General features: G+C 45.0%; 25 protein-coding genes. 20 read left to right on the top strand and 5 right to left on the bottom strand.

The window, feature by feature from the left end; translation table 11 throughout:
- Positions 1-132 precede the first annotated feature (132 nt).
- Complete coding sequence (locus ACFWMP_RS06650) at positions 133-2184, top strand: hypothetical protein (protein WP_483874821.1); 2052 nt, start codon at positions 133-135, stop codon at positions 2182-2184.
- Between the two features lie 163 nt (positions 2185-2347).
- On the opposite strand, the gene ACFWMP_RS06645 is transcribed toward ACFWMP_RS06650, so the two are convergent.
- On the bottom strand, positions 2348-2698 hold the full coding sequence (locus ACFWMP_RS06645; RefSeq protein ID WP_339269787.1) for a cupredoxin domain-containing protein: 351 nt from the start codon (positions 2696-2698) through the stop codon (positions 2348-2350).
- A 319-nt stretch (positions 2699-3017) separates the two neighbouring features.
- Between ACFWMP_RS06645 and ACFWMP_RS06640 the strand changes: the two genes are divergently transcribed.
- On the top strand, positions 3018-4085 hold the full coding sequence (locus ACFWMP_RS06640; RefSeq protein ID WP_052404204.1) for a GGDEF domain-containing protein: 1068 nt from the start codon (positions 3018-3020) through the stop codon (positions 4083-4085).
- A 69-nt stretch (positions 4086-4154) separates the two neighbouring features.
- Here the strand turns inward: ACFWMP_RS06640 and ACFWMP_RS06635 are convergent, their stop codons facing one another.
- Positions 4155-4502, bottom strand: coding sequence for a phage holin family protein (locus ACFWMP_RS06635; RefSeq protein ID WP_042186173.1), 348 nt, complete (start codon positions 4500-4502; stop codon positions 4155-4157).
- A 150-nt stretch (positions 4503-4652) separates the two neighbouring features.
- On the opposite strand from ACFWMP_RS06635, the gene ACFWMP_RS06630 reads away from it, so the two are divergent.
- The 3 genes from ACFWMP_RS06630 to ACFWMP_RS06620 all read left to right on the top strand — a co-directional run bounded on the left by ACFWMP_RS06630 (position 4653) and on the right by ACFWMP_RS06620 (position 8227).
- Complete coding sequence (locus ACFWMP_RS06630; RefSeq protein ID WP_339246238.1) at positions 4653-7019, top strand: endonuclease MutS2; 2367 nt, start codon at positions 4653-4655, stop codon at positions 7017-7019.
- A gap of 31 nt (positions 7020-7050) precedes the next feature.
- Positions 7051-7470, top strand: coding sequence for a DUF350 domain-containing protein (locus ACFWMP_RS06625; protein WP_042125581.1), 420 nt, complete (start codon positions 7051-7053; stop codon positions 7468-7470).
- Between the two features lie 214 nt (positions 7471-7684).
- On the top strand, positions 7685-8227 hold the full coding sequence (locus tag ACFWMP_RS06620; protein ID WP_052404205.1) for a hypothetical protein: 543 nt from the start codon (positions 7685-7687) through the stop codon (positions 8225-8227).
- Positions 8228-8318: 91 nt separating this feature from the next.
- Here ACFWMP_RS06620 and ACFWMP_RS06615 read toward each other — a convergent pair whose 3' ends face one another.
- Positions 8319-9542 (bottom strand): NAD(P)/FAD-dependent oxidoreductase, encoded by a 1224-nt coding sequence (locus ACFWMP_RS06615; protein WP_339246246.1) that lies wholly within the window; start codon positions 9540-9542, stop codon positions 8319-8321.
- A 177-nt stretch (positions 9543-9719) separates the two neighbouring features.
- Between ACFWMP_RS06615 and ACFWMP_RS06610 the strand changes: the two genes are divergently transcribed.
- The 7 genes from ACFWMP_RS06610 (at position 9720) to ACFWMP_RS06580 (ending at position 14524) form a co-directional block, all read left to right on the top strand.
- Positions 9720-9953 (top strand): spore coat protein, encoded by a 234-nt coding sequence (locus ACFWMP_RS06610; RefSeq protein WP_042186181.1) that lies wholly within the window; start codon positions 9720-9722, stop codon positions 9951-9953.
- 30 nt (positions 9954-9983) lie between these two features.
- Positions 9984-10373 (top strand): spore coat protein, encoded by a 390-nt coding sequence (locus ACFWMP_RS06605; protein WP_042186183.1) that lies wholly within the window; start codon positions 9984-9986, stop codon positions 10371-10373.
- A gap of 260 nt (positions 10374-10633) precedes the next feature.
- A complete protein-coding gene (locus ACFWMP_RS06600) occupies positions 10634-11134 on the top strand; it encodes an Lrp/AsnC family transcriptional regulator (protein ID WP_042125589.1) in 501 nt (166 codons plus the stop codon).
- 13 nt (positions 11135-11147) lie between these two features.
- Positions 11148-12368 (top strand): aminotransferase class I/II-fold pyridoxal phosphate-dependent enzyme, encoded by a 1221-nt coding sequence (locus tag ACFWMP_RS06595; protein ID WP_042186187.1) that lies wholly within the window; start codon positions 11148-11150, stop codon positions 12366-12368.
- 181 nt (positions 12369-12549) lie between these two features.
- On the top strand, positions 12550-12807 hold the full coding sequence (locus ACFWMP_RS06590) for an aspartyl-phosphate phosphatase Spo0E family protein (protein WP_081382958.1): 258 nt from the start codon (positions 12550-12552) through the stop codon (positions 12805-12807).
- Between the two features lie 159 nt (positions 12808-12966).
- Positions 12967-13533 (top strand): cob(I)yrinic acid a,c-diamide adenosyltransferase, encoded by a 567-nt coding sequence (locus ACFWMP_RS06585; protein ID WP_379422635.1) that lies wholly within the window; start codon positions 12967-12969, stop codon positions 13531-13533.
- A gap of 1 nt (position 13534) precedes the next feature.
- A complete protein-coding gene (locus ACFWMP_RS06580) occupies positions 13535-14524 on the top strand; it encodes an RluA family pseudouridine synthase (protein WP_379422633.1) in 990 nt (329 codons plus the stop codon).
- A 17-nt stretch (positions 14525-14541) separates the two neighbouring features.
- Here ACFWMP_RS06580 and ACFWMP_RS06575 read toward each other — a convergent pair whose 3' ends face one another.
- Positions 14542-14691: a hypothetical protein gene (locus ACFWMP_RS06575; protein ID WP_379422631.1), complete on the bottom strand. Its 150-nt coding sequence runs from the start codon at positions 14689-14691 to the stop codon at positions 14542-14544.
- Between the two features lie 14 nt (positions 14692-14705).
- Between ACFWMP_RS06575 and ACFWMP_RS06570 the strand changes: the two genes are divergently transcribed.
- The gene (locus tag ACFWMP_RS06570; protein ID WP_379422629.1) at positions 14706-15080 is read left to right on the top strand and encodes an arsenate reductase family protein; all 375 of its coding nucleotides are present in this window, start codon (positions 14706-14708) and stop codon (positions 15078-15080) included.
- 95 nt (positions 15081-15175) lie between these two features.
- Here the strand turns inward: ACFWMP_RS06570 and ACFWMP_RS06565 are convergent, their stop codons facing one another.
- Complete coding sequence (locus ACFWMP_RS06565; RefSeq protein WP_379422627.1) at positions 15176-16960, bottom strand: glycoside hydrolase family 36 protein; 1785 nt, start codon at positions 16958-16960, stop codon at positions 15176-15178.
- Positions 16961-17276: 316 nt separating this feature from the next.
- On the opposite strand from ACFWMP_RS06565, the gene ACFWMP_RS06560 reads away from it, so the two are divergent.
- From ACFWMP_RS06560 to ACFWMP_RS06530, 7 genes are all read left to right on the top strand, one after another.
- Positions 17277-18326: a LacI family DNA-binding transcriptional regulator gene (locus tag ACFWMP_RS06560; protein WP_042186198.1), complete on the top strand. Its 1050-nt coding sequence runs from the start codon at positions 17277-17279 to the stop codon at positions 18324-18326.
- 20 nt (positions 18327-18346) lie between these two features.
- Positions 18347-19612 carry an ABC transporter substrate-binding protein gene (locus ACFWMP_RS06555; protein WP_379422625.1) on the top strand — a complete coding sequence of 422 codons (1266 nt, stop codon included), beginning with the start codon at positions 18347-18349 and terminating at the stop codon, positions 19610-19612.
- A gap of 12 nt (positions 19613-19624) precedes the next feature.
- Positions 19625-20683 carry a carbohydrate ABC transporter permease gene (locus ACFWMP_RS06550; RefSeq protein ID WP_339246261.1) on the top strand — a complete coding sequence of 353 codons (1059 nt, stop codon included), beginning with the start codon at positions 19625-19627 and terminating at the stop codon, positions 20681-20683.
- A complete protein-coding gene (locus tag ACFWMP_RS06545; protein WP_379422622.1) occupies positions 20661-21512 on the top strand; it encodes a carbohydrate ABC transporter permease in 852 nt (283 codons plus the stop codon). Before ACFWMP_RS06550 ends, ACFWMP_RS06545 begins: the two co-directional genes overlap by 23 nt.
- 25 nt (positions 21513-21537) lie before the next feature.
- Positions 21538-22920, top strand: a complete 1383-nt coding sequence (locus tag ACFWMP_RS06540; RefSeq protein WP_042186205.1) for a glucosidase family protein — start codon at positions 21538-21540, stop codon at positions 22918-22920.
- A gap of 210 nt (positions 22921-23130) precedes the next feature.
- Entirely contained in the window at positions 23131-24057 is a 927-nt protein-coding gene (locus ACFWMP_RS06535) for a 5'-3' exonuclease (protein WP_379422620.1), read from the top strand.
- A 264-nt stretch (positions 24058-24321) separates the two neighbouring features.
- Entirely contained in the window at positions 24322-25203 is an 882-nt protein-coding gene (locus tag ACFWMP_RS06530; RefSeq protein ID WP_042186209.1) for an ROK family protein, read from the top strand.
- Positions 25204-25390: the final 187 nt, after the last annotated feature.

Raw genomic sequence — 25390 nt, 5'->3', positions numbered from 1 at the left:
AATGCGGAGGATATCAGCGAGAGTCTATTGATTACAAGGGATTTTGCCAAATGCTTAAGAAAAAAGCTACAATAGAAACAGTAAGACTAACTTAGAATCCGCACACATACAAAGGAGGGCACAACTGTGGCTATGGACCGGACACGTGTCGCCGTGGAGATATACGGAACTTCCTATAAACTCGTCGGAAGCAGCACTGAATATATGAAACAAGTGGCCCGTTATGTTGACGAACATATGCGCACGATTTCTAAATCACACAACAGACTGGATACGCCGCGCATAGCGGTGCTTGCAGCAGTACATATGGCGGAGCAGGCTATTCAGGTTCAGGATTTTAAAAATGAACTCAACATGATGACAGGTGAACGCAGTGAACTGCGATTGGAAGTATCTCGCCTGCTGGAGGTTCAGCGGGAGCGACAAGAAGAATATGAACGCCTTGAAGCGGCGGCTAAAGAAGAAGCTACACGACTGATTGCTGCGGTTGAAGAAGAGCGCAAGCGTCATCTGGAAATTCAGGAGAATGAGCGTAAAGTACATGTTAACCAGCTGCAAGAGGCAACCCAAGCGGCTGAAGCCGCACGAGAGAAGCTGGAAGAGGAGCTGCTTGCGCGTGAGCTGGAGTTGCAGGAACTGCGGGCAAGTTATGAGGCTGAACAGTCTGCTATGCGTGAGAATCATCGAGAGGAACTAGCGAATGCAGAAGCCATCCGTCTACAGCAGTTGGAAGAGCAGAAGGCAGCGCATTTGCAAGAGCTGGAGAACATCCGTGAGACGCTGACTAAGGAGAATTCAGACTCCTTGTCTGCTCTGGAGCTTGAGTTAACCGAGACCAGATCAACCTTAGAGAAACAGCTTGAGGAAACCAAATCAACATTAGGTAAGGAACTCGAGAAGACGAAGTTGACACTGGGTAAGGAGCTTGAGAGCACGACAACGAAGCTAAGCAAGGAATTGGCTGAAGAACGGGAAGCTTTACAACGGGAGCTTGCTAAGAATAAGGAACTTCGTCAGTCACAAGGTACTCAGGAACATAGACATAAGCAAAACATTCAAGAGCTCGAGAAACAGCTGGCTGAGCTTCGTGGTGGAACAGGACAACTTCAGTCTAGACTCCGTTCGGCTGAAGCCAGTCTTAAGAGTGAACGAGATGCTCGTCAGACGCTGCTCGGACAATATGAAGCGGTGGTTAAACGTGAAGAACAGCTCAGTGAAGAGCTGCGTACTGCTACTGAGCTAGGCACGCTGTTGAATGAAGAGCTGGAAGAATTGCGCCAGCGTTATCAGCAGTCTCAGAATGAAGCATCAGAGCTGCGGAAGTCACTACAGGAAACGAATGACAATCTGCACCGTGTTCAGGAAGAACTCGCTGGATCTATGGCGGAGGCAGCAAATTGGCAGGAGCTCTCGGATAAACGGATGGAAGATATTAGTGAGCTTGAAATGAACCTACTGGAGACCGAAGAGAAATCTTTGGCGCTTCAAAAGGAGATTGAGATCCTTCGTGGTCAAGCGGATGGATTAGTACAACAGTTAGATCGGGAAGCTCAGCTTCGTACAGATGCAGAACACGAAACTGCAGCACTCCGTGAACAAGGTGGACAGGTTCAGAAGGAACTGTCTGCACTTCGTGAACGCTATGAGGAACTGATCTCTCAATATGATGAAGTGCTGCAAGATGGAGAACGTCTACAGGAAAGATATCAACTGCTGCAAGAAGAAGGCGAAGAGACAGCTCGACGCTTAGAGGAATTGTCTGAAGCTAGCCTTGAGGCCGCTGCTACGGTTGCAGAGCAGCAGGATGTTCTGAGGGAAGCAGAGGCGTACGGCGCTTCATGGAAGCAAAAGTACGAGGAATTATTCGAGCGACAGCAGCAGTGGAGTGATTTGGAAGCGAAGCTGCGTGAAGAGATAGATATTTGGCAGCAGGAGGCCGGTGAAGCTGAGGCTAAGCAGAAATCTATTGAACGTGAACGCAGTGAGGTGCTTCAGCAGCTTGGTGAAGTCGGCGAGAATTATGAATTGGCCCAAGGACAACTTCGTCTGCTACAGGTCCAGTTTGAGATGCATCAGAATGAGCTACAGAAGATGACGGATGAGCATCGTAATCTTCAAGAGGAATATGCCAAGCTTCAGAATGAATATAATGAATGGATTCAACTGATCGAACAGGACAGTTGAATGTCGGATGCAAGAAAGTGGGCTGTACCTGATGTGTAGAGAGATCTATTTCAGGTCAGCCCTCTTTGTTTAATAAGTTTCACACCATGTCTTATATTTCTCACTTAAATAAAAAGCCGATCGTCAGGGCAATTCCCTAACGATCGGCTTTTTAATGATTCATCTATTCCACAATGATTTTTGCGTTCATGCCGCTATGTCCGGATCCACACATAATCGAACAGGTCATTTCGAATGTGCCGGCTTCCTCTGGAACAATTACTTTCGAGGACTTTTTGCTATTAAGCTGGAGTTCGAATTCAGGGATAAGGATGCCGTGATTGCCGCTATCGTTTTTAAAAATAATTTTGACGGGTACACCTTTTTTTAGATGATATTCTTCCTGATCAAAGCTGTAATTCGTAGCTGTAATTGTAAGTTCTGTTTCTGCCTCGATCTCCGGCTCCGATGTGTTAGCATTGCCAGCAGCACTATCATTGCTGTTTCCACAGGCTGTAAGTGCTATAACGAACACAATTGAAAGTAGAATTGCAAATTTTTTAATGATTTAAACCTCCTCCCAAGAAGTCCAAGCATAGTGAAAATGTGACAATTATGTAGACATCATAACTTAAAATTTAAGTAAGCGCTTTGATTAAATGTGAAAAATCCGTGAACAAGGGAGAGCGTTCAAACTTTGTCGTAAATTGCAAATAAATGATGAAAATATAACTAAAATTTATTATAATGAAAGCTATTACATTAACGTGCAAAAGTAGGGGATACATATTTCAAGCACTAACGATACGCTAAATACGGAGGTTTGGCACCGTAGAATCTTAAAAGGTTATTGGATGGTAGTTATTCTTTTATTAATCTCACAGTTGCTGTTTTTGTCGAATATTGACCGACTTCAAATAAAAACAACCATGGACACGAATCTATGGCACTTATTTATTGCTTGTAATTTACTAATTGTGGTCCTTATGATTACTGCGGAGCTGTGGCTTCGTTATAGTAAACAATCCCCTAAATATGGGGTGGTTAGTTGTGGATTTTTAGTGTCCTACCTTATGTATTTTGTATTAGAGCCTTTTGTCGATGGTGCTCAGATGACGCTCATGATGCCGATTATGGTCGCTCTAATTTATTTTGATCGTAAGCTCCTGTATCTAATGGGACTATTTAGTATTGTGTTTTATGCGGGAGTATATTTCGGGTTGGAACGGCCATTCCTACATAAACCGCTGCTTGAATTCTTAATAGTAGAGTGTGTGTTTATAATATTTGTAGGGATGGCTCTTGCTGTAATTATTCGTGCGCGGGAAGCGCGTGTAAATCTGGAGAGATTAACGAAGGAAGGCCAAGATCTAATGGTGGAGAGGGCTATTTCGGATAAGCTGCTGAAGATAGATGCACTCACTGGACTATATAATCATAAAACCTTTCATGAATATTTGGATTCATTATTGGAGCAATGTGAAAGCAACAATCTTCAACTACAGCTGGCGCTCTTCGATATAGATAACTTCAAGCAAGTTAATGATACCTACGGACATAGGGTTGGGGACCTTGTTCTTAAGGTAATTGCGGACAAGGTGGGCGGTATGATTGAGTTAAATGATTTTGCGGCTAGGTATGGCGGTGAAGAATTCGCTGTGATTTTTACAGACAAAAGTTTTTCAGAGTCTTATGAGGCTGTAGAGAAATTACGGATCAATATTGCTCAAATCGAGCATTTACAGGCTGGAAATAAGCCGATTACTGTCAGCATTGGAATTTGTGATTATCAGCTTGGGGATGGGAAAGAGCTTCTTTTTCGTAAAACGGACAAAGCGCTCTATACCGCTAAAAAGCAAGGTAAGAACAGAGTGGTCAATTGTGCTGAGAGTCATGAAGCGGAGATTGTGTCATATGGATAAAAACAACACAGAACCCTTATTACCGGAAAAAAACCGGAAATAGGGGTTCTGTGTTGTAAATAGCTTTCGTTACTTTGCTGCCTCAAACGGCGTGGATACCGGCAAAAACAAATCGACAATACCGATGACCAACGCCGCCAGGATAGCTCCTAGAATGGAAACGCTGACTCCACTCACTACGAATTGAGCGACCCAGATGACTAATGCACTAACGATGAAACCGACGATACCGCGCCCGAAGGGCGTTGCTTTTTTGCCGAAGATTCCTTCGACAACCCAGCCGAGTAACGCAATCACCAGTGCAAGGATTAGAGCGCTCCAGAAGCCACCAACCGAGAACTGTGGAACAATCCAACTAACGACCATCAGAACAAGCGCTGCTACAATAAAACGACCCACATGACTCAAGAAATTCACTGTACTAACCTCCTTTGGCCCAAGCTAAGGATATGTGCAGTTCTTATTGTGACCTTAATACTTGTTTTTATGCTTTAACCGATACCAAATAGCGAAATTGGCTTGAATTCTGTATAATGGAAACATCTATGAAGGGAGCTGTGACTGTAATTGGACGACAAAATTTTGCATACGCTTGAATATCGCAAGATTTTAAATAAATTAATGCAATATACGCAAACCTCAATGGGGCGAATGACTGCAGAGCAACTAAGACCATCCGGTGATTTTGAAGGTGTGAAGAAGCTACTTCAAGCCACTGACGAAGCGGCTAATGTAGATCGTCTGAAGGGTATTCCTTCATTCGGCGGGATAAGCGATATTCGAGCAGCACTAAAACGTGCCTCTATAGGTGGAATGTTGGGAACAACTGAACTGTTGGCAGTGGGAACTACCATTGGCGGCGCACGAAGAGTCAAACGATTCCTGGCAGCTATGCATGAGGAGGAAAAGATTGAATTCCTATTTTCACTCAGCGATGTTTTATCGGAGCAAAAACATGTAGAAGATGCCATCCGTTTATGTATAGACGAGAACGCAGATGTACTTGACACAGCTAGCTCTGAATTAGCTACGATTCGCCGTGAATTGCGCGGAGGAGAGACCCGAATTCGTGAGAAGCTGGATTCCATGATTCGTTCTTCTTCCGTTGCTAAAATGCTGCAGGATCAGCTGGTAACCATTCGTGGAGATCGGTTTGTTATTCCTGTAAAAGCGGAGTATCGTGCGCATTTCGGTGGGATTGTACATGATCAGTCCGGATCAGGAGCCACTTTATTTATCGAGCCTGAGTCCATTGTGGCGATGAATAATAAGCTGCGTGAAACACGGCTGCGTGAAGAACGGGAGATCGAGATCATATTGCATAGGTTGACAGCGCTTGTAGCTGATATAGCCGAAGAAATGACTTATGATATCGATATTCTTGGTGAGCTTGACTTTATCTTCTCCAAGGCGCGTCTTGCCCGAGATATGAAGGCTACACAGCCTCGTATGAACGATCGCGGGTATTTGAAGCTGCGCAAAGGACGCCATCCACTTATTCCCGCGGAGCATGTGGTTCCTCTGGATGTGGAGCTCGGCAACCAATATAGCTCCATTATTGTAACCGGACCGAATACGGGTGGTAAAACCGTTACACTCAAGACCATTGGACTGTTGAGTCTCATGTCGATGTCTGGGTTATTCATCCCTGCAGAAGAAGGTAGTCAAATGTGTGTGTTTGATGCCATTTATGCAGATATCGGGGATGAACAAAGCATTGAGCAGAGTCTGAGTACATTCTCCAGTCATATGACGAATATTATTTCCATTCTGCGTAGAATGACTCCCAAGAGTCTTATTCTGCTTGATGAAGTGGGTGCAGGAACGGATCCTGCAGAAGGGTCCGCGCTGGCGATTGCCATTCTGGAACATATTCACCGGACTGAATGCCGTATGGTCGCTACCACGCATTATAGCGAATTGAAAGCTTACGCTTATGAGCGTAAAGGGGTCATCAATGCCAGCATGGAATTCGATGTCCAGAGTCTCAGCCCTACCTATCGTTTGCTGATTGGTGTTCCTGGACGAAGCAACGCCTTTGCAATTGCAGAGCGATTAGGTCTGCCAGGTGCGATTCTGGAGCATGCACGCGGCGAAGTGAAGGAAGAGGATCTACGTGTAGAGCATATGATTGCCTCTCTCGAAGAGAATCGACTTGGAGCGGAACAGGAACATGAGCGAGCAGAGAGTATCCGCCGCGAAGTAGAGGAATTACGCGGCAGACAGCAGCAAGAGCTGGAGAAGCTGGAAAGTCAGCGAGATAAACGACTGGAGAAAGCGGAGAAAGATGCCAGCGCAATCTTGGAGAAAGCGCGTAAAGAAGCTGAGGAAATTATCAGTGATTTACGACGCTTAGCTATGGAAGAAGGCGCTTCAGTCAAAGAGCATAAGCTGATTGAAGCACGGAGACGTCTAGATGAAGCCGAACCTTCACCGCGTAAGAAAGCCGCTACTCGTAAGCCTGCTAAGACTCCGCGGACGATTGGTCCTGGTGACGAAGTGAAAGTAGATAGCTTAAACCAAAAAGGTTTTGTAGTGGAATTAAGCGGCTCTAAAGAGGCTTTAGTACAGTTTGGGATCATGAAGATGAAGGTAAGCCTGGATGATTTGGAACTGCTCTCTTCGAAAGCAGCCTCTGTACCAACGCCCCTTCGGCAGGCGACAACCGTTAAACGCTCCCGTGATGAGAACATTCGTAGAGAACTGGATTTGCGAGGTACGAATTTGGAAGAAGCGATTATGGAGACGGATCGTTTTATTGATGAAGCCTTCTTAGGAAATCTGGGCCAAATTTCTATTATTCATGGTAAAGGCACAGGTGTGCTCCGCACAGGAATTCAAGAATATTTGCGTAAGCACAGACATGTTAAGAGCTATAGGCTTGGAAATTATAATGAAGGCGGCGCAGGCGTAACCGTGGCTGAGCTGCAATAGCGGGATTGCCCGGCAGAAAGAAGGGAAAAGTGTGCAAGGAGATATTGATCTTTTGCTGGGTCATCCGCTAGGTGCCTTGCTTGGCTACTTTGCAGTAGCAATTCTTGGGCTTGTTGTATTTCTGTCTATTTTTGAAATGGTAACGAAATATAATTGCTGGGAAGAAATTCGCAAGGGGAACTTGGCAGTAGCCATGGCTACTGGTGGCAAAATCTTCGGAATTTGCAACGTACTGCGTTTCAGCATTGAATCAGGTGTTTCGATTTATGAGACGATGAAGTGGTCGGTCGTCGGTTTTTTGCTGCTGCTGCTTGCCTATTTTTTATTTGAATTCCTAACCCCAGTGTTCTCTATTGATGAGGAGATCGCTGCAGATAACCGTGCTGTTGGGCTAATAGCGATGCTGATCTCGGTTTCGTTGTCTTATGTGATCGGTGCAGCTATATTTTAAAAAAATAGAAAGTTTTGCACCTCCCTACAAAGGATTCCAGATGAAGCTGGACAAGCTTTGAAATGAGCAGCTCCACTTTGTGGAGTATTAGGAGGATATCATGAAGATTCTTACCCGAGTTCTGTTTGTGTCAGCTATTGCTTTTATAGCAGCCGGTATTATTTATTTAATGATGAACTAAATTTAAACGTGAAGTATGAAGGAGATTATTAAGATGGAAACAACTGTGTGCCCTTGGTGTCATACCGAAATCGTATGGGACGAGGAATTCGGACCCGAGGAAAATTGTCCTCACTGCAACAATGAACTTAACGGATATCGTACAGTTACTGTAGGGATAGACGGCATTGAAGAAGAGGAAGAAGAAGTTGTAGAAGAACCTAAACAAGAGGTTATTAATGATGATGATCTTTGGGGAGACGTCGACAAAGACAGTGTAGTTCCTATTTACAACACGCTCAACCAATTCGGTGACGATTATGATTTGAATAAGTATGAAGAGCGTGTATCGGGCATCTTAGCGATTCAGGAAGAAGCTCCGGAATGTACACAATGCCATGAGTTAACTATCCTTGCTGGTAAACAGCTTGTTAGCAGCTTCGAGCCATCTGCACCGGCTACACTAGGTGGACCTGTATTAACATCTCCATTCTCCCTTAATGTGTATGTGTGCCCGTCTTGTTTCCATGTACAGCACAGTCTAGCGCAGGAAGACCGTATTCAGCTCGTACGTAATCTGAGTACCGATAAAGCATAAGCATCCTCATAAAAAGCTTAGTCCTCTTATTGACCATAAGGGGACTAAGCTTTTTTTTAAAACCCCAATATTGCTTATTCACGTCCATTTTCTAAGAAGGAGAAGGTTTGGCTGATCGTGTCAATGAGAATAGATCAAGCTCCGGCCGATGTTTACCCGCAATCGTATCGGTTAATAACTCCGCAGCAATCATGCTGTACACCGTCCCATTGCCCCCATAACCCTCGATGAAGTAGCAATGAGGGTACTTGGGATGAGGGCCGATATAAGGAAGCCCATCACGCGTAGATCCGAATACAGCACCCCAGGAGTATTCTATCTCAATGCCTTTGATTTCAGGGAATAAAGCTTCCAGCTCTTCCAATAACCTTTGACTTTGTGAAATCACTCTGATATCACGGCGCTCTGGATCCGTCAACGGTTCATCTTTACCTCCTGCAATAATACGTCCCTCCGGTGTTGTCCGAAAATACAAATACGGTCGGGCGGTTTCCCAGAGGAGGCTCCGCTCATGCCACTTTGGGAATTCCTTCAGAGGTTTGGTCATCACTGCATACGTATTGATCAGCTCAGCGCCTCGGTCTTTTTTAAACTCCTGCGTTTCATAACCCATTGCAAAAATAACCTTCTTCGCAATAATACGTCCGTTCTCTGTGTGGCAAATTACTCCATCTTCAGTGAACTCATAGTGTTTAGCCTCGGTCTGCTCATAAACGTGTACACCATTCATTGCTGCCTTGGCGATCAGGCTGTGAACTGTCCGGAAAGGGTTCGCTTCTGCATCACTGCGTGAATAAAGTGCAGCAGGTTTAGAAAAAGAATACACCGAAGCAATTTTATCCTCTTCCCAGAAATCAGAATCGAATCCGTGAGCAACGAGGTTCTTATATTCTTCTCGCAGAGCAGGTACATCCTCTAGTGTACTGGCATATAGAAGGCTGCTGCGAGGAATGATCTGGGGATCGATATCGAGCTTGGCTGGCAGATCCAAAATATTTCTAACCCCTGCTTGGCATAACTGATAAAAGAGCAAGCCGTTCTTTTCTCCAAAAGTGTTCATACATGAGGTTAACGATTTATCGTTAGATATCTGTAGTAAACCTGTGTTGGCATGTGAGCTTCCGCTTCCGACTCGTCTTTTTTCGATCAGAACAGCCTCAGCTCCGCTTAAAGACAAGCGATAGGATGCCATTGCTCCACCCATTCCAGCCCCTACGACCAAGCAATCACAGTGAATGGTATCCTCTAGCGCAGGATAAGTTGGTGGGTCTTGTAAAGTGCTTCTCCAAGGTGGGGTGCCGCTATTTAGTCTCATGAAAATGATCGCTCCTTCATTTGTTCCATTATTTAGTATGGGCGGCATTTTACCGTCTCATTCGCAGCATGTTCTTATTTCTGTCATAACTCTCTAGTGCTGTTGGGCAAATAAATGGTGTGCTTTGGCGGTATACTAAAGCCTGTTTGGATCAACTACAAGGAGGGACTACAACTCATGCAATCAATGCAAATGCAGGCACTAAGTGGAAAAGAATTGGAATATATCGCAGACTCCATCTCTAATGAGGACTTGCTTCTTAAGCAATGTGCGGCTACCGCCGCGACAACGCAGAACGAGCAGGTCCGACAAGTTTGTTTGCAGCATATCCAAAATCACACGCAGCACATGGATACACTCACTCAGTTACTCCAGCAGCATCAACAGTACGCACCAACAAGCCCACAATAATTGCATTATTAATCTTAAGGAGGTTATAAAATGAATGCACAGAATCCAGCAGCATTTATGCCAGATGAGGATTTAATGAACACCATTTTGTGTGATTTGAAGCGGACGGTTCGTGAGTATGCGACAGCTGCTACGGAATCGGCATGTCCAGCGGTTCGTCGGGTGTTTAACGACATGACTATGAACACGCTTCGACTTCAGGGCGAGCTTTATACGCAGATGTCCCAACTGAATATGTATCCTGCACCTGCAAAAGCATTGCGCCAAGATGTAGACAAACAGCTCCAAACTGCACAGCAATTGCAGCAAAAAGCCGGACAATTTGTTCAGCAAAAAACCGGACAAGCTGGATCCTTTGCTCACAATGCGAACGCTCATCTTCATTCGAATGGGCAACATCAACCGTCTCATTTAATGTAACCAAGATGGTTATGGGATGAAGCATCCTACCTCATTACCTTAAGGCTGACGCCCGTTTATTCCGGAAAGCTCCGGTGTAAACGGGTGTTTTTTGTATATAAATCCAATTAGCTGAGTAAACACAGTCTTCTATGCTCACATCATATGGGGTTATTTTGTTTGCAGAGATGCTCAATTCATGTCATATTAGTATTAAACTCTTTTCGCGGGGCGACGCATGAATAGCGCAACGTCATTTGCGAACTATCCGGAGGGAAGGCATGAAGGAAATGAACGAACTAAAGAGGAAAGTGCTGGAACTGCTTAAAGAGGACGCGAGAAGATCTACTGCACTCTTAGCTACGCTGCTTGGCGAGGAAGAAGAAGACGTAAAGACGGCGATTGGGCAATTAGAGAAGGACCATGTAATTGTTAAGTATGCAGCCGTTGTAAACTGGGATAAAGTCGATGACGAGAAAGTGACAGCGCTGATTGAGGTACAGATTACACCCGAACGGGGTCGCGGATTTGAAGGCATTGCCGAGAGAATCTACCTGTATCCACAAGTGAAATCCGTTTATCTGATGTCAGGTGCTTACGATCTTCTGGTAGAAGTGGAAGGCCGAAACTTACGTGAAGTGGCCAATTTTGTATCCGAGAAGCTGTCTCCAATTGATTCAGTACTCTCAACTAAAACGAATTTTACCCTTAAAAAATACAAACAGGATGGGATCATCTTCGAGGAGCATGAGGAAGACAACCGTCTGATGATCTCTCCATAAAGGAAGTAATCATATGATCACGAACAAAACGCAGCTAACCGGAGAAGACAGCAAATCAATGAATTCTTATTTGGCCCCGCTGGTACAGCAAATTCAGCCTTCGGGTATTCGTAAGTTTTTTGATCTGGCTGCAGGCAGCAAGGATATCATATCACTCGGAGTCGGGGAACCTGATTTTAAGACCCCGTGGCATGTCAGAGAAGCTTGTGTCTATTCGCTGGAAAGAGGATTTACAGGCTATACATCCAACGCAGGAATGCCTGAACTAAGGGAGGGTATTGCGAACTATTTGCACACCCGTTTTGCAGTGGAGTATGATCCTGCCAATCAAATTATAGCAACGGTCGGCGGAAGTGAGGCTATCGATCTGGCTCTGCGCGCTTTGATCACGCCGGGCGATGAGATCCTCATACCAGAACCTTGCTATATTTCTTATTCGCCGATAACGGCTATTGGTGGAGGTATTCCTGTAGGTATCGAAACCATCGGAGAGAATGACTTTAAACTTACTGCAGAGAGTTTGGAAGCGAAGATTACTCCACGCTCCAAAGTTCTAATTCTGTGCTACCCGAGCAACCCAACGGGAAGTGTTATGACTCGAGAGGATTGGGAGCCGATCGCCAAGGTTGTAGAGAAGCATGATCTTATTGTAATTTCGGATGAGATCTATGCGGAATTAACGTATGGAATTAATCATGTCAGCTTTGCCTCATTGCCAGGTATGATGGACCGTACGATTTTGGTCAGCGGTTTCTCCAAGGCATTTGCCATGACTGGATGGAGAATGGGTTATGCTTGTGGTCACCCTGATTTGATCTCCGCTATGCTTAAGATTCACCAGTACACTGTGATGTGCGCTCCTTCTATGGGCCAGGTGGCTGCACTTGAGGCACTGACCAATGGGATGGAAGAGAAGGATCGAATGGTCGATTCTTATAACCAAAGGCGGAGGCTGATTGTTAAGGGTTTGCGTGATGCGGGACTGGAGTGCCATGAACCACAAGGTGCATTTTATGCTTTTCCAAGCGTGCGCAAAACAGGACTGACATCTGATCAGTTTGCACAACGATTATTGCTTGAATATAAGGTGGCAGCTGTACCTGGAAGTGTCTTTGGTTTAGGTGGTGAAGGTTACTTACGCTGCTCCTATGCTACATCAGTAGCTCAACTGAATGAAGCTATAGAACGCATTGGTGCTTTTGTCACACAACTGGAACGAGAGAGAATGGAATAGAGAAAATTGGACTATAGCCTATCCTATAATCCTATGGTATTATTTTACTTTGAGAGTAATTAACCCCTATAATAGAACTAACAAGGACGTATTTTACTCTGGAATTAAGCGTTGCTTTGAAGTTGCTTTTATTACTTTAATGACATTTTGTGGCACGCGCTCAATAATACTTTTAGGAGGGATGATTGTGCTTAGTGCCGATTATTACTTACCTTCCTATGGAGGGCAGTGTTTTTCTGGAAGTGGGAAACTGTCCCCCAAGGGTGATGCTTCTGCTCGCATACTCTCTCTGGAAGATGAAATTAGAATACTCCGTAGCAAAATGGAGCAGCTTTTTTTGCAGGAAAAATCATTCACTTCAGATAATGTGATTGAAATTAGCAGTTTACTGGATCTCAAGATAAATGAATACATGAAGGGGCGTCCAGTTGGAAAATAACGTCGCTACATGCTGTTGAAGAGGACCCTAGGGTCCTCTTTTTGTTGTTCCTTTAAGCCCAAATGTCAGTTGCTAACTATACTCTTCATTTGCCATTTTTATATAAGAAAGCTTAAACTAGCATTATGTGATTTGAAGAATGGATAGGAGGAGTAAGCCATGGTGATCTATACACGCACGGGTGATGCGGGTCAAACTTCAGTGATTGGCGGCCGGGTTGGTAAGGACGATGTCCGAGTTGAAGCTTACGGAACGATCGATGAACTGAATTGCTTTGTAGGTCAGGCAAGGAGCCTGATGGAGGACGATCAGTTTGATGATGTACGCGAGCAGCTGCTGGAAATTCAGCATGAGCTATTCGATTGCGGAACCGATCTGGCTTTTATTAAGCTAGGTGATGGTGGTCAATATATGGTAACAAGTGAGATGACTAAACGGTTGGAGGGCTGGATTGATGATCTTCAAGCAGAGAATCCACCACTAGAAAAATTCATCCTCCCTGGGGGCAGTCCGTTAGCTTCGGTTCTACATGTGTGCCGTACGGTTTGCCGCCGGGCGGAACGCCGGGCAGTTACACTTGGACGAAATGCAGACATTAACCCGGAAGCGGTTATTTATTTGAACCGGTTATCTGATTATTTCTTTGCGCTGGCTAGGACGGCTAATACACGGGCAGGGATTACTGATGTAGAATACATTCGCAGTAAAAAGGTGTTCCGAGACTAATATGACTAGCTATTATTCACCAATTACTTACATTATACCGCCTGAAGAGGATGACTGGTTGCTGAAGACGATCCTGCATAAACGGATGGATGTCTCACGTAAATTGATGTCACGCCTTAAGCAAACAGAACAAGGGATTACATTAAATGGAGAACGTGTTTATATCAGCGTACATGTTAAGGCAGGCGATATTGTACAGATTCGCATGGAAACAGAGACTTCGGATGATATTTTACCGCAGCCGATTCCCTTTGAAATTCTATTTGAAGATGAGCATCTGCTCGTAGTAAACAAGGCAGCAGGGATCATCGTGCATCCCACACACGGACATTACACTGATACGCTGGCTAACGGAGTAGTTCATTATTGGGCGCAAAAAAATGAACGTTTCCGCTTTCGACCCGTCCATCGTCTGGACCAGGAAACCTCCGGTGTGTTAGTCATCGCCAAGAATCCGTATAGCCATCAGCATATTTCTGAGCAGATGATTGCGGGTACAGTGGACAAACGTTATGCTGCATTTGTTCATGGGGCTCCTGTGGAGCCTTTCGGCGATATCGACGGACCTATTGACCGTGATCCTGAGGAGCCTCATCGGCGTATCGTGACACCGGAAGGTTATCCTTCTCTGACTCGGTATGAGGTTAAAACCGTATACGCACAAGGTTCAAAAGTTGAACTGAAGTTGGAGAGTGGTCGTACTCATCAGATTCGGGTCCATATGACCTCTATCGGCTGTCCTTTGATTGGTGACAGCATGTATCGTCATGAGCTGTATAATCTACCGGAATTGACTTTAACTCAAAGTGAACAGTTAGAGTCCGTTACAGCACTAGATGCTTCCATACCGCGTCAAGCACTGCACGCGGTGCGTCTGACGTTCAAGCATCCGGTGCTGCTGCAGGAAATGATCTTTGAAGCTCCTTTGCCGCCTGATATGGCGGCCTTGGAGGAAATACTGGAGCAAGGCCCGAAAGCGAATTTGAGGTAAAAATTATCTTAGTGATGTTAAGCGGAGAGGGTGAATTGGTTCTGGAGAAACGGAATTTCGCCTTTATCCTCGGATTTCATCCGCAACAAGCGGACTAATTCAAGAAATCTGAGGATAACTGCGATCGGAAGAATAATTTGCCAGCGTAGCGCACTCATCACTACCATTAAAGGAGAACAACATGAGCAAGCTAAAAGTATATCAATATCCAAAATGCAGCACCTGCCGCAGTGCAGTAAAATGGCTACAAGCTCAAGGTCATGAGCTTGAGCTTCAAAACATCGCAGAACAGCCGCCTACCGTTGAGGGGCTGCGTGAATTGCTGGCCAATAGCGGACTAGAATTGAAAAAGTTTTTTAATACAAGTGGTGAAGTCTATAAAGCATTGGGTCTTAAGGACAAAATGGCACAGCTTAGTGAGCAGGAGAAGCTTGAGCTGCTCGCGAGCCATGGTATGCTAAATAAACGTCCGATTGTCACTGATGGTGTTAAAGTTACGGTAGGCTTTAAAGAAGATCAATATGCTGAAGCTTGGACCAATACTTCCGAAGTATAAATCCGTAAAGGGGATGTCCAACAGTCATTTCATGGCTGTTGTGGCATCCCTTTTTGTTATACTCTATTTGAAAAACACAAGAATTATAGATGGAATTACAGGGAGCCAGGTACTCGGGTAAAGCTAATTATCCCCGCCTTAGGAACTGACACTTCAAGTAATCCTTTGTTGATTTGCTGGGTTTGTAAGCTGATGAGTTGTCCGCAACAATCTTTAACCTGTATCTTGTAGTACGCAGGGGAAAGGGAGCTTCGGATGACTAGCTTTTCGCTATAGGTTCCGTTCACAATGAATAATTGGGAAGCATCCTGATCTATAGGAACAACAGCATCGGCATAGATAGCGATAATTTGTATGTCGTCTTTTCTTGCAGTCACTAAAGGATATAGTAACTCCGGTTGCTGTGGGTATAACGCTCCTCTGAGCAGAACATCGCTATGCTCCCTGCTGAAAGCTAGCCAGAAACGCAGCATAGCTAAATAATCCTCCCCGATGTCATTAAGACGCAGGGAGATTTGCGGAACAGAGAAGATCACGTTGATCAATTGCATGGCCGCACTCTCTAAAGGTTCATTCGGGTTAAACATGATCATATCGGAATGAACAGCTGTATTTCCTGACAGAAGACGCAGGTCAAGTGTACGGACTCTGTTCTGAATAGAATCATTAGGGCAGTCGTTCGCTCGGAACATGTTGCCGTATTTTCGCATCAGAGGGCCTATATAGGTCTGGCGGAATTCAATCAGAATATCAGGTTTGATGGCTTTTAATCGATCCATAACATCGGAGAGCAAGCGGTCAACTGCTTCCGGCACCGATTCGTAATCCCTACCCTCTGCAGTTCCTTCCTTCTGATCTGGACTGAGTCTGAAGCTGTCCACGAAATCCAACTTTAGTCCGTCGATATCCCAGCCTGTAACGGCCTGTTCGTAGGTGTGGATCAAATACTCCCGTACATCTGGGTAACGAGGATCAAGCACGCCGGCGTTTAGTTTTTCATCTACGCGAAGCAGCTTATTCTCAAATTGACCCCATACCTTGCTGCATTTGCCTACAAACGGAACGGAATACCAAAGCATGTATTTCATGTCAAGTCGATGAACAGCTTCGACATGCGATTTCATGTCTGGAATCTTACCATCATAAACCTCCCAGTCGCCAGTAAAAGCGTAACCCCGATTGTTGTCGTCTGTTTGCCAGCCGTCATCGACGATAATGCTGTCACAGCCGAGTTCCTTAGCAAGTCTACATTGCTCCTCTAATTCGGCGGCGTTCAACGCTTGGTGGAAGGAATACCAGGTAGAGTACATAGGACGTAAGGCTACATCAGGGACTACGGCCGGTTTATAGCCGGGTAAGGTCTCCCACCATAATGTTACATCCTCCAACGCCTTATGGTATGGAATATTTCTATGGTCGATCCGAAGTGTAGCTTCATAATGGTCCATCTTCGGTAGGGCTTCTTCGAACAGGGTTACAGAGCATAGGAAGCTGGAATCCTCTTCATGGATACCGGCTTTAATGGACACATTGTTCAAGGCATCACTAAAAGCAAAGGTCATGCGGTTCTGTCCGCTTAAGTTGAACAGGGAAGCTACTGGCGCGAGGGAAGTGCTTTTGGATTGGAAGCCATCGCCCCAATCTACCTGAAAAGCTTTATTTCGGTCCGTTCCCGGATGCCAGAGGGAATGGATGTCAACTGCTGGAATAGACCACTCTATACGGCACACGGGCGGATAATCTTTTTGCAAGGCTGTTAACCGGATATGAATCAGAAAAAGATTCTCCTCGATGGTCTCAACAGTGGTAGTGCTCTCAAAGAAAGGGTTGTCGCTAATAAGAGTTACATGGGGACAGTCGTTGTTGATTAAAGTTTTCATAATGCCTCCTAGTTCAAAAAATAGATATTTACTGTTTACCATTCGTTATGAGTATAATATTTACGAAACGTATAGTAAACAAGAATATATATTATAAATTATTATCTGATAAAAGCTTCATTAATAGCGAAAATAAATGATGAAAGCGATTAAATATAAGTATTGTCAAACAAAATAATCCCTGTTATATTAGAACCACGCATAAGTTCACTGATGTTTAGTAAACAAACATAATTTAGATTGGCAAATGATTGGCTAAACTATAAAATGATTGTGAGGGGTGTTTCCCAAATATGAAGTGAAAAGGTGATTAGTTTTGGCAACTATTCGTGATATCGCAAGTCTGGCAGGGGTATCTGCATCTACTGTTTCCCGGGTGCTGAACGGAGATCCTTCGTTATCGGTATTGGAGGAAACAAGGAGAAAGATTCTGTCCGCTGCGGAACAACTGCAATATAAAGGGAGTCAGCGACGTCCAGTAACTCATGCGGCACATCTGAAAGATTATAAAATTGGGTTGGTAACCTTTTGTTCGGAGCAATTTGAATCAGAGGACCCCTATTATTTATCCATCAGACTGCAAATCGAGAAAGAGTTCAATCAGCTTGGCCTGCATATTACTCGTACTATCCGCTGGGTAAACCATGAATCCTATGAAAGCCTGTCAGGTTTAGATGGACTTATTGTGATTGGGAAATTCGAGTTTGATCCTTATAATTTATTTTTTAGTCGGATACAGAATGTCGTCTTTGTGGACTACTCACCGGATGAGAATCGCTTTGATTCCGTTGTTAACGACTTCGATAAAGTAACTCGAACAGCATTAGATCATCTTCTTGGACTTGGATATACGAGGATCGGTCTAATTAGCTCGCGTGATTTCATTAATCGTTTTGGCTCCAATTCCGGTACAGATTCATTGGATCAGCGGCAAAGTAGCTTTGAAGCTTATATGAAGCAAAAGAATTTGTACATGCCTGAACATGTCCACATCGGTAATAACTTTTCTATGTCCACTGGATATCAGCTCATGAAGGATGCGATTGAGAAGCAAAACTTGCCGGAGGCCTTTTTGATCGGTTCGGACCCGATGGCTATCGCAGCCGGAAGGGCGCTGAAGGAAGCGGGCTTAAAGGTTCCCAAAGATGTAGCCATCGTCGGTATCGATGATATTGAAATGGCCGCCTATGCCAATCCGCCGTTAACGACGGTGAAAATCTATACAGAACAGATGGGTCAGAGCGCGGTAAAGATGCTGCTGGAACGTATCGGTGGTAGAGAAGTGCCGTTAAAGATTGTACTTCCATCTAAACTGATCATCAGAAGCAGCTGCGGTGCAGAAACCCATTCATCTGAAGGTAGTTAAACATTCAAAAGGGGGACAACATGATGAAAAAATGGTCTTTGATTGTTTTATCTCTGCTTGTTGTAATTGCTTTATCCGCTTGCTCCGGTAACGGAGGAAACACAGCCCAAAGCTCCTCAAACTCTGGAGGTAACAGTGGGGCTCCTAAAGGGAAAATTACGTTTGCTTATTGGGGAGCCCAGTCAGAGGCTGACGCCATTAAGCAAGCGATAGATAACTTTAAGAAGACTTATCCAGATATTCAAGTAGAAAGTCAATGGATTCAAAAGGATTATCTGACGAAATTACAGACGATGATTGCCGGGGGGACTGCACCGGATGTGATGCTGATCTCCGGAGGGGATTTACCTGGTTTTGCAAACGCTTTCCAAGAATTAGAAGTGGATGGATCCGTCTTCAGCTCGCCTACACTGCTTGATTCCATGAGTGTAGATGGCAAAGCCTACGCGGCGCCTTTCATTATTAAGCCTAAGGTTATGGCAATTAATGTGGACCTTTTTGAGAAGAATGACATTCCGCTTCCGAGCAAAACGGAGCCAATGACGACTGATGAGTTCAATGATATCGCCAAGAAGCTAACATCTGGTGAGGGAGCTACCAAGGTTTTTGGTTCTGAACCGCTATACCTGGGCAACTGGATCTATTCGTTCGGTGGGCAATTCTATAGTGATGATCTGACCCAATCAGCATTGGGTGAGCCTGAAGCCATTAAAGCCGCTGAGTATATGGTTGCTTCCAAGCAAGAGGGTATTGTACCGAATGATACAGAAAAACAAGGTCAGAACATGATGAACTGGTATCTTGGCGGCAGAATCGGTATGTTCACCGACTTTGGTCCTTGGTACCTACCGCAGATGGCTGAAGTAGAAAGCTTTAAATGGGATCTAGTACCGTTCCCTGGAGGTGGCGGTTCTAAGGAAGTCAACGGTCTGGCACTTAGCAAAGACAGCAAGAACGCGGAAGCGGCTAAGATTTTCATTAATCACCTGACACAGAATGAAGAAACTCAAAAAATTATTGGCGGCAACAAAAATGCCTATGGAATTCCTGTTCTGAGCAGTGCTACTAGTGCATTTGAAGCCATTTATCCGGATAAGAATCTGAATGCCTTCGTTCTTGCTGCGGAGAAGCAGCATGCACAGGAAGCTCAGAAGCGTACGAATGAGATCGGTAACGAGATGAAAGCTATCGACGATACGACCCCGATCGGAATTGGTCAAAAGGATGTTAAGGAAGTATTCCCGCAGGTAGCAGAGAAGATTAATAAGATCCTACAACAAAACTAACGGGAGAATACTATGAATGGAATAATAGAAGGGATTTACAATTTCTATGAAGGAATGGGGATGCCGGCAGATTTACTGCCGCTTCTCCCTTTTCTGACCGTGATTGCGCTGGTCTTCATTGTTATTTTTGTATTGATGAGAATGCTGGTGAAGAAGAAGATTATGCATACCAAAACGGCTAGCTTTTATATGTTCGTTTCGGTCTGGATTATCGGTTTTCTATTGTTTACGGTAGGCCCGATGATCTTCTCGTTCTATATCAGCTTCAATAAATGGGAAGTGGTCAGTGATCCGCAGTGGACGGGGCTGGACAATTACCGGATGCTGTTCAAAGACACACTTTTCTATAAATCGTTGTCCGTTACTTTTTATTACACATTGGTAAGTGTTCCGCTGCAGGTCATTTTGTCGTTTGCTATTGCAATCCTGATGAATCTGAAGCTTCGCGGTATTTATATTTTCCGTACGATCTATTATCTCCCTACACTGGTGCAGGGTGTTGCACAAATGGTACTGTTCATCTGGATCTTTAATCCGAATGTCGGTCTCGTGAACTCGCTGCTGCGTTTGGTTGGCATTGAAGGTCCTGGTTGGTTCTCCAGTCCGGATTGGTCGATGCCTGCGGTAATTATTATGAGCCTTTGGACCGTTGGCGGTAATATGATCATTTATCTGGCCGGCTTGTCAGACATTCCGCAAAGTTTATATGAAGCGGCCGAAATCGATGGTGCCACTGCCGCGAGAAAAATATGGCATGTTACTCTGCCTCAGATCTCGCCTATCCTTTTCTTCAATACAGTCACAAGTATGATAGGCGCCTTCCAGACGTTTACCCAAGGTTTCATGATCAACGGAGGGCCAGATAATTCATTGCTGTTCTATGCTTATTACCTATATCAAAATGCCTTTATGTGGTTCAAAATGGGCTACGGTTCTGCGCTGGCCTGGGTACTCTTTGTAATTATCCTAGTGTTCACCGCGATTGTATTCCGCAGCAGTGCTTTATGGGTGTACTACGAAACAGAGCAAACCGGAGGGAGGAAGCGTCGTGTCCGTCAAAAAAGAGCGTAATTCTGCAAAGAAAAAGTGGCACTGGCTGGCCTATCTTCTGCTGCTGATCGGGAGCGTTGCGTTCCTGTATCCATTTGTTTGGATGGTCTCTGCCTCATTGCGAAGTCTAGAGGAGCTTGCAGTTTCGGGGATGAGTATTTGGCCGGAGCGCTGGCGTTGGGCCAACTATGCCAAGGCACTCACGGCCTTTCCATTCCCGCAATATTTGCTTAATACCTTGATTACAACCGTTCTGCCCATTATAGGTACGGTGCTGTCCTGTTCGCTTGTCGGCTACGCGTTTGCTCGGTTAAAGGTTAGAGGAAGCGGATTCCTATTCGTACTCGTCCTCTCAACCATGCTGCTACCCGGTGAAGTAACGATGATCCCACAGTTCATTTTGTTCAAAAAGCTGGGCATGCTCGATACACTTTATCCATTGATCGTTCCGGCTTTCTTTGGCTCAGCATTCTATATTTTCTTATTGCGCCAGTTTTATTCCCGGTTGCCTGTTGGGCTTGAGGAAGCGGCAATCATCGACGGATGCGGTTACTTTAAAATTTGGCGGACGATCTTCCTCCCGCTGTCCAAACCGGCTTTGATGGCTGTTGGCGTCATGGTCTTCATGGGATCCTGGAACAACTTCATGGGGCCGCTGATTTATATTAACAGCGATAAATGGAAGACGCTCACGCTCGGACTCGCTGGATTTCAAGGCACCTATGCCACAGATACCAATTTGTTGATGGCTGCAGCAGTCGTAATAACTCTGCCATGTATACTATTGTTCTTTACATCGCAAAAGGCATTTATGGAGGGTCTGACCTTCTCGGGTTCTAAGGAAAGCTAAACAGAATAACAGGAGTGACTTTGAGATGACTCATCTGAATGAAATAAAGTCTAAAGCAGGTGCAGTAACTTTCCAATCCTCTGACAAAGAGTTGAACGAAGGTTTTGTCTGGGCCAAACAGCAGGCACTAGCATATGCCCATTTTGGTGAAGATGACGTTGGGCTATGGTATGAGGCAGCATTGCCTGAACGTGAAGCTTTTTGCATTCGTGATGTTATGCATCATAGCAATGGAGCTGCTGTACTGGGGCTTCGACTTCATACTAAGAATATGATCATGCGTTTTGCTGAGAACATTGCGGAATCGCGGGACTGGTGTACATACTGGGAGATCACTAAGGACAATGTGCCTGCCCCAGTTGATTATGATAATGACCAGGACTTCTGGTACAATCTCCCTGCAAACTTCGATATTATCGACACAAGCTGGCGACAATACCAATGGACGGGCGATAACTATTATTTAAACGATAGCAAGCTGCTGGAATTCTTCGAATTAACATTAAATGAATATACGAAGACTTGGGATAAAGATGGCGATGGTCTATTGGAGTATTATCCGGAGTATGGCCGAAGAGGTTTGGCGACTTTCAATGAAGCTGGACTTCATCCGCTGCTCGGCGGTGATATGATCGGCGCACAGATTTCTGGATACCGAGCGTTTGCCCATCTCGCTAGTCTTAGAGGCCAAGCTGGAGAAGCGAAGCAGTATGCCGACAAGGCGAAAGAACTGGAACAGCTTTACGAGAAAGACTGGTGGAATGAAGCAAAAGATCGTTTCTACGGTGCGATGCTGCAAGACCGGTCCTTCGTAACGGACTACCATGCTGAGGGCAACTTTCTTCCACTCTATTACGGTTCGATCAGTAATCAGGAAAAACTGCGTATGGCGCTGGAGGATGTCAAAGTCAATCGTGTAGCCAATGTCGAGGGGAAAACCTATCTGCCGGATATTTTCTATCGGTATGGAGAGAAAGAGGAGGCCTTCAACGAGTTGAAGGAGCTGGTTGACCCTACTCTAGATCGCCGGGATTACCCAGAAGTGTCTTATTGCGTGATTGGTTCCATAGCTACCGGATTGATGGGAATTGCGGCGAATGGAGCATCTTTAATCAGCACACTGCCTGCCCTTGCACATTCTCTGGAATGGGCGGAGATGGGGGAGATCCCAATTCTCGACCGTACTCTCACGGTTAAACATAATGGCAACACAGAAAGTGCAATTACGTTGCAATCTGGAGAGCCTTTTGTCTGGAAAGCGGCCTTCCCTGGAAATGTTAGTAAGTTATACCATAACGGCACTGCCATCACAGCAAAGCAGGAATCAACTGATGGTAGAGGACTAATTAGCTTTATTACACTTGAAGTAGCTGAAGGTGAGACACACCGTGTGTCCGCTGTGCAATAATCGTATCTAGCTAAACAACAAAAGGCCATGCTTCTCATTTTGAGAGCGTGGTCTTTTATGTTAATTTCAAAGGATAAGAATAAGCTCCCATATGTGTAACTATATGATCCCTTATCAGATCATGTATTTTCTGATAGAATACTCTTTGTGCAATAACATGGACAAGCGCTTAATAACAATACAATGAACGATTAAGGGAGAGGTTTATACATGAGAGCAGAAACAACGGGCCGTGTAATGCTTGTAGATGGAATGGCTCTGCTGTTCCGGGCCTTTTATGCGACCTCTTATGGAGGATATATTCGCAAGACAAAAGCTGGATTGCCGACGAATGCGGTGTATGGTTTTTTGCAGTATTTTTTCGATGCGGTAAGCACATTTGAGCCTTCTCACGTCGTATGCTGCTGGGATATGGGCAAAGGAACGTTCCGCACCGAGAAATACGATGGATACAAATCGAATCGGATTGAAGCCCCGTTAGAGCTGATTCCACAGTTCGAGCTAGTAAAAGATGTAGTAGCTGAGCTTGGGGTACCGAATATTGGACTTGCAGGCTATGAAGCGGATGATTGCATTGGTACGCTGGCTTCTTGTTACAGTGAAAACTCTGAGGTATATATTTTGACGGGTGACCATGATATGCTTCAGCTCATTGATGAGAATGTTAAGGTCGTCATTATGAAAAAGGGACGCTCTAACTATAAAGTGTATGACCTTGCAGAATTGCTGGAGGAAAAGGGTCTAACGCCTAGTCAGGTGATTGACCTGAAAGGCTTTATGGGCGATACCAGTGATAATTATCCCGGCGTAAAAGGGATTGGTGAGAAGACTGCGCTGAAACTGCTGACCGAATACGGAACAGTTGAAGGTGTAATTGAGAATCTGCATCTGCTCCCTAAAGGTGTGCGTACCAAAATCGAAGCAGATCTGGATATGCTGCATTTATCGCGAGAGCTAGCGGAAATCCGTTGCGATGTACCAGTGGTCTGCGAGCTGACGGAAGCCTTGTGGCAACTACAGCGGGAAACAGCTGCGCGCAAATTTCAGGAGCTAGAGTTCGGCAGCTTGATGCATTTGATTGCTGAGGTGCAGGACGAACGAGGAATTGTACAGATTGAGTTAGGCGATTTGGGTTAAAGAAGACATCCTTCATGCAAAGATGCATGGAGGGTGTTTTGTTAAACTATAAGAACGTATAAGTTTCATACTAAACATTATCCTTATCTTTCTCTCTTAAACGCCTTTTGCGTCCTTATAAGGACGCAAAAGGCGTTTATACTTGTTGTGATAGCGCTTCATTCGACGTATAATTAGGGCTGGTGATTGCTTTTTTTAATGATATTATTCATTTGTGTATGGGTAGCGTTTCAACTTCTAACTAGAGAAAGGGAGAGAATTGCTGTGAAGCTATTGGGAGCGATTGAAGCAGGCGGAACAAAGTTTGTATGTGGGATTGGTTATGAGGACGGTACCATTGTTGACCGAGTTAGCTTTCCGACAACAACACCGGAAGAAACGATGGGACTAGTAATAGACTATTTTAAAGAGAAGAATGTAGAAGCATTCGGAATCGGATCTTTTGGACCGATTGATCCCGTACTGGACAGCCCTACTTATGGTTACATAACAACGACACCAAAACCTCACTGGGGACAATATAATCTGGTAGGCACAATGGCTGAGCAATTTAACGTTCCGATCGGCTTTGACACGGATGTGAATGGTGCAGCGCTTGCGGAAAGTAAATGGGGAGCGGCTAAAGGTTTGGACAGCTGTCTTTATATTACGGTTGGGACAGGCATTGGAGCAGGAGCGGTTGTTGGCGGCCAGATGGTCCATGGATTGTCACATCCTGAGATGGGACATATTCTAGTTCGTAGACATCCAGAGGATACGTTTGAGGGTTACTGTCCTTATCATGGCGATTGTCTTGAAGGATTAGCCGCAGGTCCGGGGATCGGCAAACGCTGGGGACAACCGGCAGGAGAGCTACCAGTGGACCATCCGGCTTGGGAAATGGAAGCTCACTATCTTGCACATGCACTCATGAACTATGTGCTGATTCTGTCTCCTCAAAAAATCGTAATGGGCGGTGGTGTTATGAAGCAAAGCCACCTGTTCCCGTTAATTCGCACTAAGCTGCAAGAGTTATTGAGCGGATATGTTCAGCATCCATCGCTTAATATTGACATCGATAATTATGTTGTCTCACCAGGTCTTGGAGACAATGCAGGGCTTGCTGGAGCGATTGGATTGGCTACATTAGCTCTAGCTAGAAGCTAGTATAAAAAGACATTGACTGTTCGGTAATATATGGTATTCTAGGATCTAACAGTATAGCATTTAATGAGGGAGCACCTCTTTCGCGTTTATCGTGAGGGAGGTGCTTTTTTGCGTTCGGGGTCGGATTGAAAAAGGATTTGTTCGCTCCGAAGGAGGCTCTTCCCGGAAGGTTATTGTGCTTGCTGTA

The organism is Paenibacillus sp. NPDC058367, assembly GCF_042723305.1.
Lineage (GTDB): Bacteria > Bacillota > Bacilli > Paenibacillales > Paenibacillaceae > Paenibacillus_AQ.
This window is presented reverse-complemented; position numbering and strand designations above follow the sequence as displayed.

Coding starts and splice junctions, on each gene's coding strand:
- ACFWMP_RS06650 (WP_483874821.1), top strand. CDS start 133: ATGGACCGGACACGTGTCGCCGTGGAGATATACGGAACTTCCTATAAA.
- ACFWMP_RS06640 (WP_052404204.1), top strand. CDS start 3,018: ATGGTAGTTATTCTTTTATTAATCTCACAGTTGCTGTTTTTGTCGAAT.
- ACFWMP_RS06620 (WP_052404205.1), top strand. CDS start 7,685: ATGGAAACAACTGTGTGCCCTTGGTGTCATACCGAAATCGTATGGGAC.
- ACFWMP_RS06615 (WP_339246246.1), bottom strand. CDS start 9,542: ATGAGACTAAATAGCGGCACCCCACCTTGGAGAAGCACTTTACAAGAC.
- ACFWMP_RS06610 (WP_042186181.1), top strand. CDS start 9,720: ATGCAATCAATGCAAATGCAGGCACTAAGTGGAAAAGAATTGGAATAT.
- ACFWMP_RS06605 (WP_042186183.1), top strand. CDS start 9,984: ATGAATGCACAGAATCCAGCAGCATTTATGCCAGATGAGGATTTAATG.
- ACFWMP_RS06600 (WP_042125589.1), top strand. CDS start 10,634: ATGAAGGAAATGAACGAACTAAAGAGGAAAGTGCTGGAACTGCTTAAA.
- ACFWMP_RS06595 (WP_042186187.1), top strand. CDS start 11,148: ATGATCACGAACAAAACGCAGCTAACCGGAGAAGACAGCAAATCAATG.
- ACFWMP_RS06590 (WP_081382958.1), top strand. CDS start 12,550: ATGATTGTGCTTAGTGCCGATTATTACTTACCTTCCTATGGAGGGCAG.
- ACFWMP_RS06585 (WP_379422635.1), top strand. CDS start 12,967: ATGGTGATCTATACACGCACGGGTGATGCGGGTCAAACTTCAGTGATT.
- ACFWMP_RS06580 (WP_379422633.1), top strand. CDS start 13,535: ATGACTAGCTATTATTCACCAATTACTTACATTATACCGCCTGAAGAG.
- ACFWMP_RS06575 (WP_379422631.1), bottom strand. CDS start 14,691: ATGGTAGTGATGAGTGCGCTACGCTGGCAAATTATTCTTCCGATCGCA.
- ACFWMP_RS06570 (WP_379422629.1), top strand. CDS start 14,706: ATGAGCAAGCTAAAAGTATATCAATATCCAAAATGCAGCACCTGCCGC.
- ACFWMP_RS06565 (WP_379422627.1), bottom strand. CDS start 16,960: ATGAAAACTTTAATCAACAACGACTGTCCCCATGTAACTCTTATTAGC.
- ACFWMP_RS06555 (WP_379422625.1), top strand. CDS start 18,347: ATGATGAAAAAATGGTCTTTGATTGTTTTATCTCTGCTTGTTGTAATT.
- ACFWMP_RS06550 (WP_339246261.1), top strand. CDS start 19,625: ATGAATGGAATAATAGAAGGGATTTACAATTTCTATGAAGGAATGGGG.
- ACFWMP_RS06540 (WP_042186205.1), top strand. CDS start 21,538: ATGACTCATCTGAATGAAATAAAGTCTAAAGCAGGTGCAGTAACTTTC.
- ACFWMP_RS06535 (WP_379422620.1), top strand. CDS start 23,131: ATGAGAGCAGAAACAACGGGCCGTGTAATGCTTGTAGATGGAATGGCT.